The organism is Azospirillum griseum (assembly GCF_003966125.1).
Classification (GTDB): domain Bacteria; phylum Pseudomonadota; class Alphaproteobacteria; order Azospirillales; family Azospirillaceae; genus Azospirillum; species Azospirillum griseum.
This window is the reverse complement of record NZ_RXMA01000001.1, coordinates 365841-382939: the sequence shown is the minus strand read 5'-3', so window position 1 is coordinate 382939 and position 17099 is coordinate 365841. Positions and strand designations below refer to the sequence as shown.

At 63.9% G+C, this 17099-nt stretch carries 13 protein-coding genes and 4 tRNA genes; 14 read left to right on the top strand and 3 right to left on the bottom strand.

Translation table 11 applies throughout. The features are described from left to right. Nucleotides 1-128: 128 nt before the first annotated feature. The 3 genes from EJ903_RS01895 to rlmB all read right to left on the bottom strand — a co-directional run bounded on the left by EJ903_RS01895 (nt 129) and on the right by rlmB (nt 1986). The gene (locus EJ903_RS01895; RefSeq protein ID WP_126611543.1) at nt 129-569 is read right to left on the bottom strand and encodes a MarR family winged helix-turn-helix transcriptional regulator; all 441 of its coding nucleotides are present in this window, start codon (nt 567-569) and stop codon (nt 129-131) included. 462 nt (nt 570-1031) lie between these two features. Next, nucleotides 1032-1107, bottom strand: a tRNA-Thr gene (locus EJ903_RS01890). 57 nt (nt 1108-1164) lie between these two features. After that, complete coding sequence (gene rlmB, locus EJ903_RS01885) at nt 1165-1986, bottom strand: 23S rRNA (guanosine(2251)-2'-O)-methyltransferase RlmB (RefSeq protein ID WP_126611541.1); 822 nt, start codon at nt 1984-1986, stop codon at nt 1165-1167. A 154-nt stretch (nt 1987-2140) separates the two neighbouring features. Between rlmB and EJ903_RS01880 the strand changes: the two genes are divergently transcribed. From EJ903_RS01880 to rpsG, 14 genes are all read left to right on the top strand, one after another. Further along, a tRNA-Tyr gene (locus tag EJ903_RS01880) sits at nt 2141-2225 on the top strand. Between the two features lie 64 nt (nt 2226-2289). After that, nucleotides 2290-2363, top strand: a tRNA-Gly gene (locus EJ903_RS01875). Nucleotides 2364-2445: 82 nt separating this feature from the next. Further along, nucleotides 2446-3636 carry an elongation factor Tu gene (gene tuf / locus EJ903_RS01870; protein ID WP_126611520.1) on the top strand — a complete coding sequence of 397 codons (1191 nt, stop codon included), beginning with the start codon at nt 2446-2448 and terminating at the stop codon, nt 3634-3636. 174 nt (nt 3637-3810) lie between these two features. Then, nucleotides 3811-3886 (top strand) — tRNA-Trp (locus EJ903_RS01865). A gap of 72 nt (nt 3887-3958) precedes the next feature. Continuing rightward, nucleotides 3959-4156 carry a preprotein translocase subunit SecE gene (secE, locus tag EJ903_RS01860; RefSeq protein ID WP_014246876.1) on the top strand — a complete coding sequence of 66 codons (198 nt, stop codon included), beginning with the start codon at nt 3959-3961 and terminating at the stop codon, nt 4154-4156. 2 nt (nt 4157-4158) lie between these two features. Further along, entirely contained in the window at nt 4159-4689 is a 531-nt protein-coding gene (gene nusG / locus EJ903_RS01855) for a transcription termination/antitermination protein NusG (protein ID WP_126611539.1), read from the top strand. A gap of 143 nt (nt 4690-4832) precedes the next feature. Further along, complete coding sequence (gene rplK, locus EJ903_RS01850; RefSeq protein WP_126611538.1) at nt 4833-5267, top strand: 50S ribosomal protein L11; 435 nt, start codon at nt 4833-4835, stop codon at nt 5265-5267. A gap of 4 nt (nt 5268-5271) precedes the next feature. Then, nucleotides 5272-5979 (top strand): 50S ribosomal protein L1, encoded by a 708-nt coding sequence (gene rplA / locus EJ903_RS01845; RefSeq protein WP_126611536.1) that lies wholly within the window; start codon nt 5272-5274, stop codon nt 5977-5979. Between the two features lie 272 nt (nt 5980-6251). Then, nucleotides 6252-6770 carry a 50S ribosomal protein L10 gene (gene rplJ / locus EJ903_RS01840; RefSeq protein ID WP_126611531.1) on the top strand — a complete coding sequence of 173 codons (519 nt, stop codon included), beginning with the start codon at nt 6252-6254 and terminating at the stop codon, nt 6768-6770. Between the two features lie 57 nt (nt 6771-6827). After that, nucleotides 6828-7202 carry a 50S ribosomal protein L7/L12 gene (gene rplL / locus EJ903_RS01835; RefSeq protein ID WP_126611529.1) on the top strand — a complete coding sequence of 125 codons (375 nt, stop codon included), beginning with the start codon at nt 6828-6830 and terminating at the stop codon, nt 7200-7202. Between the two features lie 216 nt (nt 7203-7418). Beyond that, nucleotides 7419-11612, top strand: a complete 4194-nt coding sequence (rpoB, locus tag EJ903_RS01830; RefSeq protein WP_126611527.1) for a DNA-directed RNA polymerase subunit beta — start codon at nt 7419-7421, stop codon at nt 11610-11612. 97 nt (nt 11613-11709) lie between these two features. Continuing rightward, nucleotides 11710-15885, top strand: a complete 4176-nt coding sequence (gene rpoC, locus EJ903_RS01825) for a DNA-directed RNA polymerase subunit beta' (protein ID WP_126611525.1) — start codon at nt 11710-11712, stop codon at nt 15883-15885. Nucleotides 15886-16229: 344 nt separating this feature from the next. Further along, complete coding sequence (gene rpsL, locus EJ903_RS01820; protein WP_012973201.1) at nt 16230-16601, top strand: 30S ribosomal protein S12; 372 nt, start codon at nt 16230-16232, stop codon at nt 16599-16601. Nucleotides 16602-16613: 12 nt separating this feature from the next. After that, nucleotides 16614-17084, top strand: coding sequence for a 30S ribosomal protein S7 (gene rpsG / locus EJ903_RS01815; protein WP_126611524.1), 471 nt, complete (start codon nt 16614-16616; stop codon nt 17082-17084). Nucleotides 17085-17099: the final 15 nt, after the last annotated feature.

The following is a 17099-nucleotide window of genomic DNA, read 5'->3' as shown; positions in this document are numbered from 1 at the left end:
CGTGCGACGGCGGCCCGAAAGGGGGACGTCTCGCCCGCGTGCCCCGCGTTCATAGCAAACCGGGCGCAAAAGTCACCGTCAAGAACGCGAACAAGCCGACGGAACGTTGAAGGGTCTGCTTCGGCCCATCACATCAGGCGGTGCAGCAGATCCAGGAAATGGGCGCGTTCGTCTGGCGACAGCGGTTCCAGCGTGCGTTCGTGGGCGATGGTGGCCTTGTGCGTCAGTTCCTCGACCATCGCCCGACCGACGCGGGTCAGCTGCACGCTGGTGCGGCGGCGGTCCATCGGATCCGGGCTGCGTTCCACCAGTCCGCGGTCAACCAGGCGCAGGATCACCCCCTGGGTTGTCGCGGGATCCATGTAGGTCATGCGGCCAAGCTGGTTCTGCGACAGCGCGCCCTCGCCGTGCAGGGTGGCCAGAGCCGCCCATTGCGTCGGGGTCAATTGCGCGTCGCCGATGGTGTCGAGGAAAATGGCGGAGGCGCGTTGATGGGCGCGGCGAAGGCGGTGATGGACCTGATCGGCCAGTTGATAATCGTCGAGCGGCGGTCGGCCGATGTCGTCCATGTGCGCACCATTGGGGCCAGGTGGGGCGAAGCGTGACCGTTCCTTACGCCAAGGCGAGGACGAGGCCGGAACCGTGAGCGCGCCAGCCGACGATGAACCGCCGGGGCGGCGCAGCGGCTGAAAGCGCGTCACGGAAATCAAAGGTAGGCAAAGCAACGACGCCCCGACAACCTTCGCAGATGCGGCATAGAGCCACAGTATGGAGGGAGTCGAAACAAGGGATAACCCTAGTGGACCGCCAGAATCAGGGAAGATCCGGATTGAAAGAACCGCCAGGACTGCATCGCAACTGCGAAAGTCCGGCGATCTGGTCCTACCAGTACTGCCCGACTCTGGTCGTGCCGTCGGCGCTGGTCTTTCCCCTCACTGTGCGACTGAGAATTGATCACAGATCGCGGCAACGAAAAAGCCCCGGCGGGAACGCGCGGGGCTTTGCGACCGAAGGGGGCCATGACAGAAAACTGGTGCCGGATACAGGAATCGAACCCGTGACCTTCTGATTACAAATCAGCTGCTCTACCAGCTGAGCTAATCCGGCGGTTCCGCAACGTTGCGGGAGCGGCACCTTAGCGCCGTCGCGCGTCGGGAACAAGCGTTACGAGCGCAACCGCGCCACCTCGTACAGCGCCACCGCCGTGGCGTTGGACACGTTCAGGCTGCCCACCGGGCCGGTGGTGGGCAGGCGGGCGATAACGTCGCAGCGTTCCATGGTCAGGCGGCGCAGGCCGCTGCCCTCCGCCCCCATCACCAGCGCGGTCTTGCCGGTCAGGTTCAGTTGGGCCAGCGTCTGTTTGCCGGATTCGGCCAATCCGACCGACCAGAAACCCGCTTGCTGCAGGTCGGTCAGCGCGCGGGACAGGTTGGTGACGCGAATCAGCGGCACGGCCTCCAGCGCGCCGGACGCGCTCTTGGCCAGCACGCCGGTGGTTTCCGGCGCGTGCCGCTCCGTCACCACCACGGCCTTCGCGCCAAATGCGGAGGCAGAGCGCAGAACAGCGCCGACATTGTGCGGATCGGTGACTTGATCGAGCACAACGATCAGGGCCTCCGCCTGCTCCGCCAATTCGTTGCACAGATCCTCGATCCCCACGTCTGGCAGCGGGGCGGTGTCGATGGCCAGGCCCTGGTGCACAGCACCGGGCGGCAGCATGCGGTCAAGGTCCGATTTCTCCACCAACGTCAGGCCGGGACGGCTGAGGCCCGCCGCGCGTGCAGCGTTGATCGTGCCCTCCAGGGAGGCTCGCCCGGCCTCGGTCGCGAGCAGGCGATGGATGCGGCGCTCCGGGTTGGTCCAGGCGGCGGCAACTGGGTGCAGGCCATAGAGCAGAACGCCCTGCGCCCCACGCGGAGCGCCCGACGTCTTGCCAGCGGAGCGACCGGATTGCGGGGTTGAAGGGGAGGGTTTGGAGCGTGTCATGGGACTCACAGGCCAGAACGGGAGGGGCAGGGTGGCGTCGGTGGGCAAACCGAGCCGTCAATTTTTCTGGTGTGAACCTGATTTTGTTTGTTGACAAGGGTCGAAAAATGTCGATATTGCCGAACTCCGCGACGGGCACAGCCCAGAGCGGATTGGAAGGGTGGCCGAGTGGTTAAAGGCAGCAGACTGTAAATCTGCCCGCATAGCGTACGCTGGTTCGAATCCAGCCCCTTCCACCACTTACTTTCCACGGCTTGTCCGTGACTGTGTTGCCCCGGACGATCGCGACGGCGGGATTGCTCGGCGGGTGTAGCTCAATGGTAGAGCAGAAGCCTTCCAAGCTTACGACGAGGGTTCGATTCCCTTCACCCGCTCCAATCCGCGCCCGCCGTTCGGAACAAACAGTCCCGGCCGGGCCATTGTGTGCGTCCGGAACGTCGGGAACGAAAGATCAAAGCGATGGCGAAGGCAAAGTTTGAGCGGACGAAGCCGCACTGCAACGTTGGCACGATCGGCCACGTCGACCACGGCAAGACGTCGCTGACGGCGGCGATCACGAAGGTGCTGGCGGAGTCCGGCGGCGCGACCTTCACCGCTTACGACCAGATCGACAAGGCGCCGGAAGAAAAGGCGCGCGGCATCACGATCTCGACCGCCCACGTCGAGTACGAGACGACCAACCGCCACTACGCGCACGTCGACTGCCCCGGCCACGCCGACTACGTCAAGAACATGATCACCGGTGCCGCCCAGATGGACGGCGCGATCCTGGTCGTGTCGGCCGCCGACGGCCCGATGCCGCAGACCCGCGAGCACATCCTGCTCGCCCGTCAGGTCGGCGTCCCGGCGCTGGTCGTGTTCATGAACAAGGTCGACATGGTCGACGATCCGGAACTGCTGGAGCTGGTCGAGCTGGAAGTCCGCGAGCTTCTGTCGTCCTACCAGTTCCCCGGCGACGACATTCCGATCACGAAGGGTTCGGCGCTGTGCGCGCTGGAAGACCGTTCGCCGGAAATCGGCCGCGACGCCGTTCTGGCCCTGATGAAGACGGTTGACGAGTACATCCCGCAGCCGGAGCGTCCGGTTGACCGTCCGTTCCTGATGCCGATCGAAGACGTGTTCTCGATCTCGGGCCGTGGCACCGTCGTGACCGGCCGTGTCGAGCGCGGCATCGTCAAGGTTGGTGAGGAAGTCGAGATCGTCGGCCTGAAGGCCACGGTCAAGACCACCGTCACCGGCGTTGAAATGTTCCGCAAGCTGCTCGAGTCGGGTCAGGCTGGCGACAACATCGGCGCGCTGCTGCGCGGCACGAAGCGTGAAGACGTCGAGCGCGGCCAGGTTCTGGCCAAGCCGGGTTCGATCACCCCGCACACCAAGTTCAAGGCCGAAGCCTACATCCTGACGAAGGAAGAGGGCGGTCGTCACACCCCGTTCTTCACCAACTACCGTCCGCAGTTCTACTTCCGCACGACGGACGTGACCGGTATGGTCACGCTGAACGAAGGCGTGGAGATGGTGATGCCGGGCGACAACGTCGCCATGAACGTCGAGCTGATCGCTCCGATCGCCATGGACGAAGGCCTGCGCTTCGCCATCCGTGAAGGCGGCCGCACCGTCGGTGCCGGCGTCGTCGCCACGATCATCGCGTAAGTTTCTGGTTGATCGCTCGAAGATCGGTCTTGCGCTGGTCTTCGGGCGATGGTATAAGCCTGCCTCCCCCGCCGAACGGAAGCTCGACGGGGGTTGCTTTTCAAAGGCAGGTGGTAAGGTACAGCTTCCGGTACAAAGCCTTGCAAGCCAATGGTGAGCAAGGTGGCGGGCGCTAGGAGTGTAGCTCAATTGGTAGAGCACCGGTCTCCAAAACCGGGGGTTGGGGGTTCGATCCCCTCCACTCCTGCCATCCCGCCCGGCAACTGTTTAGGGTAGAAGCGGCGCCCACACTGTCGCTACCGGAGCTCGCACGGTTCGCACGATGGCTAAAGTCAATCCCGCAGAATTCGCGCGCGAGGTCCGCCGCGAGGTTGCCAGAGTCACCTGGCCGACCCGCAAGGAGACCGGCATCACGACCGCCATGGTCTTCGTCATGGTGGTGCTCGCCGCCCTGTTCTTCCTCGTCGTCGATCAGGTGCTGGCGGTTGCCGTCCGCTTGATCCTTGGGCTGGGAGGCTGAGCATGGCTGCGCGCTGGTACGTCGTTCACGTTTATTCCGGCTTTGAGAAGAAGGTCTCGCAGGCGATCCGCGAGAAGGCCGCTCAAAAAGGCCTGGAAGACAAGTTTGAAGAGATCCTGGTTCCGACCGAAGAAGTGGTCGAAGTGCGCCGGGGCTCCAAGATCAACACCGAACGCAAGTTCTTCCCGGGCTACGTTCTCGTCAAGATGGACTTGACGGACGAATCCTGGTCGCTGGTGAAGAACACGCCGAAGGTCACGGACTTCCTGGGTGGTGGCGGCAAGCCGCAGCCGATTTCCCAGCGCGAAGCCGAGCGGATCATTCATCAGGTGCAGGAAGGCTTTGAGCGCCCGAAACCGTCGATCACCTTCGAGGTGGGCGAGCAGGTTCGCGTGAGCGACGGTCCCTTCACCTCCTTCAACGGCACGGTCGAAGAAGTGGACGAAGAGAAGTCCCGCCTCAAGGTGGCGGTGTCGATCTTTGGTCGTTCGACGCCGGTCGAGCTGGAATACACGCAGGTCGAAAAGGTCTGAGTGTCGCGTGTGTCTTTCCCGGAGCTGCCAACGCGTTCACGCGTCGGTGGCTCCATTCTGTTGCGGTAGGTTTGCCATAGCCAGACCGCAGAACCCCGCGATGCCCACCGCACGCGTGTGGCGTCGTCTCAGGAGGTTGTCCCATGGCGAAGAAGATCGTCGGTTACATCAAGCTGCAGGTTCCGGCCGGCAAGGCGAATCCGTCGCCCCCCATCGGCCCCGCGCTCGGTCAGCGCGGCCTGAACATCATGGAGTTCTGCAAGGCGTTCAACGCCAAGACGGCGGACCTGGAAGTCGGCATGCCGATTCCCGTGGTCATCACCGCCTTTGGTGATCGCACCTTCACCTTCGTGACGAAGACCCCGCCCGTGTCCTACTTCCTGAAGAAGGCGTCGGGCAAGGATAAGGGTTCGACGACCCCCGGCAAGGGCGGTTTCGTCGGCAAGGTCACGACCACGCAGATCCGCGAGATCGCCCAGAAGAAGATGGCCGATCTGAACGCGCACGACGTCGAAGCCGCCGCCAGCATGATCGCTGGTTCGGCCCGCTCGATGGGTCTCGAAGTGGTGGAGGGCTGATCCGATGGCCAAGCTCGGCAAGCGTCTGACCGACGCCTACAAGAACGTCAACCGCGAGTCCTTCTACAACCTGGAAGCCGCCGTTGCGCTGCTGAAGTCGCTGTCGAAGACCAAGTTCGACGAGACCATCGAAGTCGCGATGAACCTGGGCATTGATCCGCGTCACGCCGACCAGATGGTCCGTGGCGTCGTGAATCTGCCGAACGGCACCGGCAAGACCGTGCGCGTCGCCGTCTTCGCCCGTGGCGCGAAGGTGGACGAGGCCCTGGCCGCCGGTGCCGACGTGGTCGGTGGTGACGATCTGGCCGAAGCCATTCTCGGCGGCAAGATCGATTTCGACCGCTGCATCGCGTCCCCGGACATGATGGGCGTGGTCGGCAAGCTGGGTAAGGTTCTCGGCCCGCGCGGCCTGATGCCGAACCCGAAGCTCGGCACCGTGACCCCGAACGTCGCCGACGCGGTCAAGGCCGCCAAGGCCGGCGCGGTGGAGTTCCGTGCGGAAAAGACCGGCATCGTGCACGCCGGCGTTGGCAAGGCCAGCTTCTCGGAGCAGGCCCTGGTCGAGAACATCCGCGCCTTCGTGGAAGCGATCACCCGCGCCAAGCCGACCGGTGCCAAGGGTCAGTACATCGAGAAGGTCTCGCTGTCCTCGACCATGGGTCCCGGCCTGAAGCTTGATCTGTCCACGCTGTCGGCTCCGGCCTCGGCGTAAGACACGTGTTTTGCTTCCGGCCCGCAAGGGCCGGAGGCGATCAGGCGATCAGCCGCAAGGCTGGTTGCCGCCCCTGTCCGAGACCGCAGGTGCCCAACACGCCTTTGGCGCAAGGGCTTAAAATCCGCCAGCGCAGACGGGAGTTGAACCGTTGACCACTCTGGTCCCAAGCCAGAACAGGAACGGCTTGAACTTCTGGGACAGGTTCGCCGGAGCCTAAGCCCCGCAATGGGCCTCGGCTCCATGTACACCTCTGTGCAAGGAGGCGATCCGTGGATCGTACACAAAAAGAAGCGACGATCGCGGACCTGCAATCGAAGCTCCAGGATGCGGGCCTGGTGGTGGTTGCTCACCACCTCGGTCTGACGGTGAAGGAAGTCACCGACCTGCGTGCGAAGGTTCGGGCCGCTGGCGCTGGCTTCAAAGTGACGAAGAACCGGCTCGCCCGCCGCGCCCTTCAGGGCACGCAGTTCGAAGGTCTGGACGGTCTCTTCAAGGGGCCGACCGCCGTCGCTTACTCCAAGGATCCGGTGGCGGCCGCCAAGGTCATCGCCGAATTCTCGAAGGCGAACGACAAGCTCCAGATCGTTGGTGCCGGTCTCGGCAACCAGGTGCTGGACGCCGAAGGCGTCAAGGCCCTGGCGACCCTGCCGTCGCTGGACGAACTGCGCGCCAAGCTCGTGGGCATGATCCAGACCCCGGCGACTCGCATCGCTGGCGTTCTCCAGGCTCCGGGCGGCCAGGTCGCCCGTGTGCTGGCGGCCTACGCGAAGAAGGACGAGGCGGCCTGAGCCGTCGAGTCACTCGATTAATCCAATCTCAGAACATCAAGTCGTTGGAGTAGTAACATGGCTGATCTGCAGAAGCTCGTCGACGATCTGTCGGCCCTCACCGTCCTGGAAGCCGCTGAGCTGTCGAAGCTCCTGGAAGAGAAGTGGGGCGTTTCCGCCGCCGCTCCGGTGGCCGTTGCCGCCGCTGGCCCGGCCGTCGCCGCCGCCCCGGTTGAAGAGCAGACCGAATTCACCGTGATCCTCGCCGATGCCGGCGACAAGAAGATCAACGTGATTAAGGAAGTCCGCGCCATCACCGGCCTGGGTCTGAAGGAAGCCAAGGACCTCGTCGAAGGCGCTCCGAAGCCCGTCAAGGAAGGCGCGACCAAGGACGAAGCCGCCAAGATCAAGAAGCAGCTTGAAGAGGCCGGCGCCAAGGTCGATATTAAGTAAGACCTTGTTGCGTTACGGATCATACAGTTCCGCGCCGGACGGCGGCCAGTCCCCCAGGGGGCTTGCCGCCGCACGGCGTTTTCTGCCTTTCGCCGGACCGGGGTTTCCCGGTGCGGTTCTTTCCGTCCCAATTATCGGGACGGCCCGCGCGGTCGTCCGTACGGTCGGTTGAACGGTCGGTTGAGCGCATCACGTAGCAGACGTTTGGGGACATCCATGGCCAAATCCTTTACGGGTCGTAAACGTGTTCGGAAGAGCTTCGGGCGCATCCCGGAAGTCACCCAGATGCCAAACCTCATCGAGGTGCAGCGCAGCTCCTACGATCACTTCCTGCAAATGGACATCGCCCCGGAAAAGCGGGCGAATCTGGGCCTTCAGGAAGTGTTCAAGTCGGTGTTCCCGATCAAGGACTTTTCCGATCGCGCTGTGCTCGATTTCGTAAAGTATGAGCTTGAACAGCCCAAATATGACGTCGAGGAGTGCCAGCAGCGCGGCATGACCTTCGCCGCTCCGCTGAAAGTGACGCTGCGCCTGTCGGTCTTCGACATCGAGGAAGACACCGGGCTGCGCTCCATCCGCGACATCAAGGAGCAGGACGTCTACATGGGCGACATGCCCCTGATGACGGCCAACGGCACCTTCGTCATCAACGGCACCGAACGCGTCATCGTCTCGCAGATGCACCGCTCGCCGGGCGTCTTCTTCGACCATGACAAGGGCAAGACCCACTCCTCGGGCAAGTATCTGTTCGCCGCCCGTGTGATTCCCTATCGCGGCTCCTGGCTGGATTTCGAGTTCGACGCCAAGGACATGGTCTATGTCCGCATCGACCGCCGCCGCAAACTGCCCGCCACGACCCTGCTCTTCGCGCTGGACGGCGCGGAGACGGCGACCCTGCGCGCCGAGCGCAAGAGCCAGCGCAAGGACCTGCTGCCCTATGAGGCGCAGGGCATGTCGAAGGAAGAGATCCTCAACTACTTCTACGACACGATCACCTACTCCCGCTCGGGCAGCGGCTGGAAGACCCCGTTCAGCGCCGAGCGCATGAAGGGTGTGAAGCTGGTTTCGGACCTGATCGACGCCGCCACCGGTGCCGTCGTGGCTGAGGCCGGGACCAAGATGACCCCGCGCGCCATCAAGAAGCTGGTGGAAGGCGGCCTGACCGAACAGCAGGTGTCGACCGAAGAGCTGAGCGGTCGCTATCTGGCGGTTGACATCATCAACGAGCGCACCGGTGAAGTGCTGTTCGAGGCGGGCGACGAGCTGTCGGCCAGCGACATCGAGAAGCTGGAGAAAACCGGCGTCGATGAGCTGCCGGTGCTGGCGATCGACCACCTGAACATCGGCGCGTACATCCGCAACACGATGAACGCCGACCGCAACGCCAGCCGCGAAGACGCGCTGATCGACATCTACCGCGTCATGCGTCCGGGCGAGCCGCCGACCCTGGAATCGGCCGAAGCGCTGTTCTCGGGCCTGTTCTTCGACTCGGAGCGCTACGACCTGTCGGCCGTGGGCCGCGTCAAGATGAACGCGCGCCTGAACTTCAAGACCGACGACCAGATGCGTGTCCTGCGCAAGGAGGACATCCTGGAGATCCTGAAGGTTCTGGTGAACCTGAAGGACGGTCGCGGCGAAATCGACGACATCGACCATCTGGGCAACCGCCGCGTCCGCTCGGTCGGCGAGCTGATGGAAAACCAGTACCGCGTCGGACTGCTGCGCATGGAGCGCGCGATCCGCGAGCGCATGTCGTCGGTCGAGATCGACACGGTGATGCCGCACGATCTGATCAACGCCAAGCCCGCCGCTGCGGCGGTGCGCGAGTTCTTCGGCTCGTCGCAGCTGTCGCAGTTCATGGACCAGACCAACCCGCTGTCGGAAATCACCCACAAGCGCCGCCTGTCGGCGCTCGGGCCGGGCGGTCTGACCCGTGAGCGCGCGGGCTTCGAAGTCCGCGACGTGCACCCGACCCACTATGGCCGCATCTGCCCGATTGAGACGCCGGAAGGCCCGAACATCGGTCTGATCAACTCGCTGGCGACCTACGCCCGCGTGAACCAGTACGGCTTCATCGAAAGCCCGTACCGCAAGGTTCACGAAGGCCGCGTCACCAACGAGGTGGTCTATCTGTCGGCGATGGAGGAGGGCCGCTACGTCGTCGCCCAGGCCAACGCCGAGTTGACGGCGGACAACAGCTTCGCCAACGACCTCGTGTCGTGCCGTCAGGGTGGCGAATATCTGATGTTCCGCCCGGAGGCCATCGACCTGATCGACGTGTCGCCGAAGCAGCTGGTGTCCGTCGCCGCCGCGCTGATCCCGTTCCTGGAGAACGACGACGCGAACCGCGCGCTGATGGGTTCGAACATGCAGCGTCAGGCGGTCCCGTTGGTGAAGGCCGACGCCCCGCTGGTCGGCACCGGCATGGAAGCGACCGTGGCCCGCGACAGCGGCGTGACGATCGTGGCGAAGCGCTCCGGCGTGATCGACCAGATCGACGCGACCCGCATCGTCGTCCGCGCCACCGACAGCTCGGACAGCACGGCCCCCGGTGTGGACATCTACAACCTGCTGAAGTTCCAGCGCTCCAACCAGAACACCTGCATCACCCAACGTCCGCTGGTGAAGGTGGGCGACCGGGTGAACGCGGGTGACATCATCGCCGACGGTCCGTCCACGGAGTTGGGCGAGTTGGCGCTGGGCCGCAACGTGCTCGTCGCCTTCATGCCCTGGAACGGCTACAACTTCGAAGACTCGATCCTCATCAACGAGCGCATCGTCAAGGACGACGTCTTCACCTCGATCCACATCGAGGAGTTCGAGGTCATGGCCCGCGACACCAAGCTGGGCCAGGAGGAAATCACCCGCGACATTCCGAACGTCGGTGAGGAAGCCCTCAAGAACCTCGACGAGGCGGGCATCGTCTACATCGGTGCCGAAGTCCGTCCGGGCGACATTCTGGTCGGCAAGGTGACGCCGAAGGGCGAAAGCCCGATGACGCCGGAAGAAAAGCTGCTGCGCGCCATCTTCGGCGAAAAGGCGTCGGACGTCCGCGACACCTCGCTGCGCCTGCCGCCCGGCGTGGTCGGCACCATCGTCGAGGTTCGCGTGTTCAGCCGTCGCGGCGTCGACAAGGACGAGCGCGCGCTCGCCATCGAACGGGCCGAGATCGAGAAGCTGGCCAAGGACCGCGACGACGAACGCGCGATCCTGGAGCGCAGCTTCTACACCCGCCTGAAGGAAGTGCTGATCGGCCAGACCGCGCAGGCCGGACCGAAGGGCATGAAGGGCGGGACCGTCCTGACCGACGAGGTGCTGGGCGGCCTGTCGAAGGGTCTGTGGCGTCAGATCTCCATCGCCGACGAAACGGTGATGGAAAATGTCGAGAACCTGGCCAAGGTGTTCGACGACTCGATCAAGGCGCTCCAGGACCGCTTCGAGAACAAGGTCGACAAGCTCCAGCGCGGCGACGAGCTGCCGCCGGGCGTGATGAAGATGGTCAAGGTGTTCGTCGCGGTGAAGCGCAAGCTGCAACCGGGCGACAAGATGGCCGGTCGTCACGGCAACAAGGGTGTCGTCTCGCGCATCATCCCGCAAGAAGACATGCCTTATCTGGAAGACGGCACCCCGGTCGATCTGGTGCTGAACCCGCTGGGCGTGCCCTCGCGCATGAACGTCGGTCAGATTCTGGAAACGCATCTGGGTTGGGCGGCCTCGGGCCTTGGCAAGCAGATCGGCCGCGCGGTGGATCAGTACCGTCTGGCGATCCGCAACAAGGCCGATGGTGCCCCTCAACTTGAGGCGCTGCGCGGCACGCTCAAGCGGTCCTACGGCGACGTCACCTATCAGGAAGACATCGCCGACATGACCGACGGCGAGCTGTTGGAACTGGGCGGCAATCTGCGCAAGGGCGTCCCCTTCGCCACACCCGTTTTTGACGGCGCGCGCGAAGAGGACATCTGTCGTCATCTGGAGCTGGCGGGCTTCGACCGGTCGGGCCAATCGACCCTGACCGACGGGCGCACCGGCGAGACCTTCGACCGCAAGGTCACGGTCGGCTACATCTACATGCTGAAGCTGCACCATCTGGTCGACGACAAGATCCACGCCCGCTCCATCGGCCCCTACTCGCTGGTCACGCAACAGCCGCTGGGTGGCAAGGCCCAGTTCGGCGGTCAGCGCTTCGGGGAAATGGAAGTGTGGGCGCTGGAAGCTTACGGCGCGGCCTACACGCTGCAAGAGATGCTGACGGTGAAGTCGGACGACGTGTCCGGCCGCACCAAGGTTTACGAGGCGATCGTCCGTGGCGACGACAACTTCGAGGCCGGTATCCCCGAGTCGTTCAACGTGCTGGTCAAGGAGCTCCGCTCGCTCGGCCTGAACGTCGAACTGAATCAGCGGACCTACTGAGTCTGACCTTGTGACCAACCCCGGAAGGACGGATCGTTCTTCCGGGGTTCTGCACTGCCCTCAACCGACAACGCGGCGCTGCCAGCGGGAGACGGTCATGAATGAGTTGATGAATATTTTCGGCCAAGTCCAGGGTCCTCAGAGCTTCGATCAGATCCAAATCCAGATCGCCAGCCCCGAGCGCATCCGCTCCTGGTCGTTCGGCGAGATCAAGAAGCCGGAAACCATCAACTACCGCACCTTTAAGCCGGAGCGCGACGGTCTGTTCTGCGCGCGCATTTTCGGGCCAATCAAGGATTACGAGTGCTTGTGCGGCAAGTACAAGCGCATGAAGTATCGCGGCATCATCTGCGAAAAGTGCGGCGTCGAGGTCACGCTGTCGAAGGTCCGGCGCGAGCGCATGGGCCACATCGAATTGGCGTCGCCGGTCGCGCACATCTGGTTCCTGAAGTCGTTGCCGAGCCGCATTGGCCTGCTGCTCGACATGACGCTGAAGGATCTGGAGCGCATCCTCTATTTCGAGAACTACGTCGTCATCGAGCCGGGCCTGACCCCGCTGAAGCTGCATTCGCTGCTCAGCGAGGAAGACTACATGAACGCCCAGGACGAGTATGGCGAAGACGCCTTCACCGCCTCCATCGGGGCGGAAGCGCTGCGCATCATGCTGTCGGCGCTCGACCTCGAAGAGGAAAAGAAGAGCTGCCGCGAAGAGCTGCGCGACACCAATTCGGAAGCCAAGCGCAAGAAGCTGGTCAAGCGCCTGAAGCTGATCGACGCCTTCATGTCGTCGCAGTCGCGCCCGGAATGGATGATCCTGGAAGTTGTTCCGGTGATCCCGCCCGAGCTGCGCCCGCTCGTCCCGCTCGACGGCGGCCGTTTCGCCACGTCTGACCTGAACGACCTGTACCGCCGCGTCATCAACCGCAACAACCGTCTGAAGCGGCTGATCGAGCTGAAGGCCCCGGACATCATCGTCCGCAACGAAAAGCGCATGCTGCAAGAGGCGGTGGACGCGCTGTTCGACAACGGCCGCCGTGGCCGCGTCATCACCGGCGCCAACAAGCGCCCGCTGAAGTCGCTGTCCGACATGCTGAAGGGCAAGCAGGGCCGCTTCCGTCAGAACCTGCTCGGCAAGCGCGTCGACTATTCCGGCCGTTCGGTCATCGTCGTCGGTCCGGAACTGAAGCTGCACCAGTGCGGCCTGCCCAAGAAGATGGCGTTGGAGCTGTTCAAGCCCTTCATCTACGCCAAGCTGGAACTGTACGGTCTGGCCTCCACCATCAAGGCCGCCAAGCGGATGGTGGAAAAGGAACGTCCCGAGGTGTGGGACATCCTGGAAGAGGTCATCCGCGAGCATCCGGTGATGCTGAACCGCGCGCCGACGCTGCACCGTCTGGGCATCCAGGCGTTCGAGCCGACGCTGATCGAAGGCAAGGCGATCCAGCTCCACCCGCTCGTCTGCACCGCCTTCAACGCCGACTTCGACGGCGACCAAATGGCCGTGCACGTTCCGCTGTCGCTCGAAGCGCAGTTGGAAGCGCGCGTCCTGATGATGTCGACCAACAACATCCTGTCGCCCGCCAACGGCAAGCCGATCATCGTCCCCAGCCAGGACATCGTTCTCGGCATCTATTACATCTCGATGGACCGCCCCGGTGAAAAGGGCGAGGGCATGACCTTCTCCAACGTCTCGGAAATCGAGCAGGCGTTGAACGCGAAGGTTCTGTCGATCCACGCCAAGATCAAGGCGCGTTACGTCGGGGTCGACGAGAACGGCGAGACCAAGATCTCGGTGGTCGAGACGACGCCGGGCCGCATGCTGATGTCGGAAATCCTGCCGCGTCACCCGAACGTGCCCTTCGGGCTGATCAACCGCGTTCTGACCAAGAAGGACGTCGGCAACGTCATCGACGCCGTCTACCGCCATTGCGGTCAGAAAGAGACGGTGATCTTCGCCGACCGCCTGATGAAGCTGGGCTTTGGCCACGCCTGCCGCGCCGGCATCTCGTTCGGCAAGGACGACATGGTCATCCCCGAGGCCAAGAACCGTCTGGTCAACGAGTCGAAGGAGCGGGTGAAGGAGTTCGAGCAGCAGTATCTCGACGGTCTGATCACCCAGGGTGAAAAGTACAACAAGGTCGTCGACGTCTGGTCGGAATGCACCGAAAAGGTGGCGTCCGAGATGATGAAGGCCATCTCCACCACCGCCGCCGGCAAGCCGGTGAACTCGGTGTACATGATGGCCCACTCCGGTGCCCGTGGTTCCGCCGCGCAGATCCGTCAGCTCGCCGGTATGCGCGGCCTGATGGCCAAGCCGTCGGGTGAAATCATCGAGACGCCGATCATCTCGAACTTCAAGGAAGGCCTGACCGTGTTGGAGTATTTCAACTCCACCCACGGTGCCCGCAAGGGTCTGGCCGACACCGCCTTGAAGACCGCGAACTCCGGGTACTTGACCCGCCGTCTGGTCGACGTGGCGCAGGACGCCATCATCGTCGAGCATGACTGCGGCACCACCAAGGGCATCACCGTGAAGGCGGTGATCGACGGTGGCGAGGTCATCTCGCCGCTGGGCGACCGCATCCTTGGCCGCACCACGGTGGGCGATGTCATCGATCCGCTGAACGGCGAGCTGATCATCGAAGACGGCGGCCTGATCGACGAGCCGACGGTGGACCGCATCGAGCGGTCCGGCATCGACAGCGTCCTGATCCGCTCGGTCCTGACCTGCGAGACCAAGGACGGCGTCTGCGCCAAGTGCTATGGCCGCGACCTGGCCCGTGGCACGCTGGTCAACACCGGTGAGGCGGTCGGCGTCATCGCCGCCCAGTCGATCGGTGAGCCGGGCACGCAGCTGACGATGCGCACGTTCCACATCGGTGGCGCGGCGCAGCGCGGTGCGGAGCAGAGCCAGGTCGAAGCCTCCTTCGACGGCACGGTGCGCATCAACAACCGCAACGTCGTCATCAACAGCGCCGGTGTGCCGGTGGTGATGGGCCGCAGCACCGAAGTGGTGTTGCTGGACGAGCAGGGCCGCGAACGGGCGCGTCACCGCGTGCCGTACGGTGCGAAGCTGCTGGCCGACGACGATGTGAAGGTCGAGCGCGGCCAGAAGCTGGCGGAGTGGGACCCCTACACCCTGCCGATCATCACGGAGCGCGCCGGTACCGCCCGCTACCTCGACCTCGTCGAAGGCGTGTCGGTCCGCGAGGTGATGGACGAAGCGACGGGCATCTCCTCCAAGGTGGTCGTGGACTGGCGTCAGCAGCCGCGCGGTGCCGATCTCAAGCCCCGCATCGCCCTGCTGGACGACCGTGGCGAGATCATCACGCTCGGCAACGGCCTGGAAGCCCGCTACTTCATGTCGGTGGACGCCATTCTGTCGGTCGAGAACGGGGCCGAGGTGAAGGCCGGTGACGTGCTGGCCCGTATCCCCCGCGAATCGTCGAAGACGCGTGACATCACCGGCGGTCTGCCGCGCGTGGCCGAGCTGTTCGAAGCCCGTCGTCCGAAGGACTTCGCCATCATCTCGGAACTCAGCGGCCGTGTGGAGTTCGGCAAGGACTACAAGACCAAGCGTCGCATCGTCGTCCGCAGCGAGGAGACCGGCGAGGAGAAGGAATACCTGATCCCGAAGGGCAAGCACATCTCGGTGCAGGAAGGCGATTACGTCGAGCGCGGCGACCTGCTGATGGACGGCAACCCGGTGCCGCACGACATTCTGGCGGTGATGGGCGTGGAGGCTCTGGCCGACTACCTCATCAACGAGATCCAGGACGTCTATCGACTCCAGGGCGTGAAGATCAACGACAAGCACATTGAGGTGATCGTTCGCCAGATGCTGCAAAAGGTCGAGATCACCGACGCCGGCGAAACCACCTTTCTGGTGGGCGAGCAGGTGGACCGTCAGGAGTTCGACGAGGAGAACGAGAAGACGGCGGCGGAAGGGCTGCAAATTGCGGCGGGCCACCCGGTGCTCCAGGGCATCACCAAGGCGTCCTTGCAAACCCGCTCCTTCATCTCGGCGGCGTCGTTCCAGGAAACCACCCGCGTCCTCACCGAGGCGGCGGTCGGCGGCAAGGTCGACAACCTGGAAGGCCTGAAGGAAAACGTCATCGTCGGACGTCTGATCCCGGCCGGGACCGGCTCGGTGGTCAACCGTCTGAAGCTGATCGCGGCGGAACGCGACCGGGTGGCCGGTCTGGAAGCGGCGGGCGAAACCGCCGACATCCAGGCGCTGCCGCAGCCGGGCGAAGAAAGCACGGCGGCCTAAAACACTCCGTCGTGGGGTAGGGAAGGGGGCGCGTTCCGACCGGGACGCGCCCCTTTTCGTTGCGGTCTGGGAGCGCGCGGGAATCGTGGGTTGGGGCCGGGATCTGGCAAAACCGCGCTTGACGCCCCTATCACCGTTCCCTATAGTCCGCGCACTTCAAAGGGACCTCAGGGCCGTAGTCTATCCGGCGTTGGGATTTCCGTTGGACCTCATCGACATAGCCGGTTTCGTTACGGGATCGGTGTTCGCTCATTCGGCTCGCTCGAAGCGGCAAAGCTTCGAAGGCGGGCTTTTGCATCGTCCGGCTCGGTCGGGCGATTGCCTTGAAGGGATAAAGGGCAGACATGCCGACGATCAACCAGTTGATCCGTAAGCCGCGTGAGCCGTTGGCCGCGCGCAACAAGGTGCCCGCGATGGAGGCCTGCCCGCAGAAGCGTGGCGTCTGCACCCGCGTGTACACCACCACCCCGAAGAAGCCGAACTCCGCGCTCCGTAAGGTCGCCCGTGTTCGTCTGACGAACGGCTTCGAGGTGACGAGCTACATTCCCGGTGAGGGCCACAACCTCCAGGAACACTCGGTGGTCATGATCCGTGGCGGTCGTGTGAAGGACCTTCCCGGCGTGCGCTATCACATCATTCGCGGCACGCTGGATACCCAGGGCGTCAAAGATCGTAAGCAGCGTCGTTCGAAGTACGGCGCGAAGCGTCCGAAGTAAGGAGAGTCCACGATGTCCCGTCGTCACCGCGCCGAGAAGCGTGAAGTCCTGCCGGACGCCAAGTATGGCGACCGCGTTCTGACCAAGTTCATGAACTGCCTGATGCTGGACGGCAAGAAGTCCGCCGCCGAAGGCATCGTCTATGGCGCTCTGGGCCGCATCGAGGCCAAGACCAAGAACGATCCCGTTCAGGTCTTCCACGACGCCCTGACCAACGTCAAGCCGCACCTGGAAGTGCGTTCGCGCCGCGTCGGCGGTGCGACCTATCAGGTTCCGGTCGAGGTCCGTTCGGACCGCGCCCAGGCTCTGGCCATCCGTTGGCTGATCGGCGCCGCCCGCGCCCGTTCGGAAAACACCATGACCGAGCGTCTGTCGGGTGAGCTGCTCGACGCGGCCAGCCAGCGCGGCACCGCCGTCAAGAAGCGCGAAGACACGCACCGCATGGCGGAAGCCAACAAGGCGTTCTCGCACTACCGCTGGTAAGGCCACCGCCGGACC

Bases quoted from the DNA above. Each gene is read 5' to 3' on its own strand.
- rpoB (WP_126611527.1), top strand. From the start codon at position 7,419: ATGGCCAAATCCTTTACGGGTCGTAAACGTGTTCGGAAGAGCTTCGGG.
- nusG (WP_126611539.1), top strand. From the start codon at position 4,159: ATGGCTGCGCGCTGGTACGTCGTTCACGTTTATTCCGGCTTTGAGAAG.
- rpsL (WP_012973201.1), top strand. From the start codon at position 16,230: ATGCCGACGATCAACCAGTTGATCCGTAAGCCGCGTGAGCCGTTGGCC.
- rplL (WP_126611529.1), top strand. From the start codon at position 6,828: ATGGCTGATCTGCAGAAGCTCGTCGACGATCTGTCGGCCCTCACCGTC.
- rplA (WP_126611536.1), top strand. From the start codon at position 5,272: ATGGCCAAGCTCGGCAAGCGTCTGACCGACGCCTACAAGAACGTCAAC.
- rplK (WP_126611538.1), top strand. From the start codon at position 4,833: ATGGCGAAGAAGATCGTCGGTTACATCAAGCTGCAGGTTCCGGCCGGC.
- rpoC (WP_126611525.1), top strand. From the start codon at position 11,710: ATGAATGAGTTGATGAATATTTTCGGCCAAGTCCAGGGTCCTCAGAGC.
- rpsG (WP_126611524.1), top strand. From the start codon at position 16,614: ATGTCCCGTCGTCACCGCGCCGAGAAGCGTGAAGTCCTGCCGGACGCC.
- secE (WP_014246876.1), top strand. From the start codon at position 3,959: ATGGCTAAAGTCAATCCCGCAGAATTCGCGCGCGAGGTCCGCCGCGAG.
- tuf (WP_126611520.1), top strand. From the start codon at position 2,446: ATGGCGAAGGCAAAGTTTGAGCGGACGAAGCCGCACTGCAACGTTGGC.
- EJ903_RS01895 (WP_126611543.1), bottom strand. From the start codon at position 569: ATGGACGACATCGGCCGACCGCCGCTCGACGATTATCAACTGGCCGAT.
- rlmB (WP_126611541.1), bottom strand. From the start codon at position 1,986: ATGACACGCTCCAAACCCTCCCCTTCAACCCCGCAATCCGGTCGCTCC.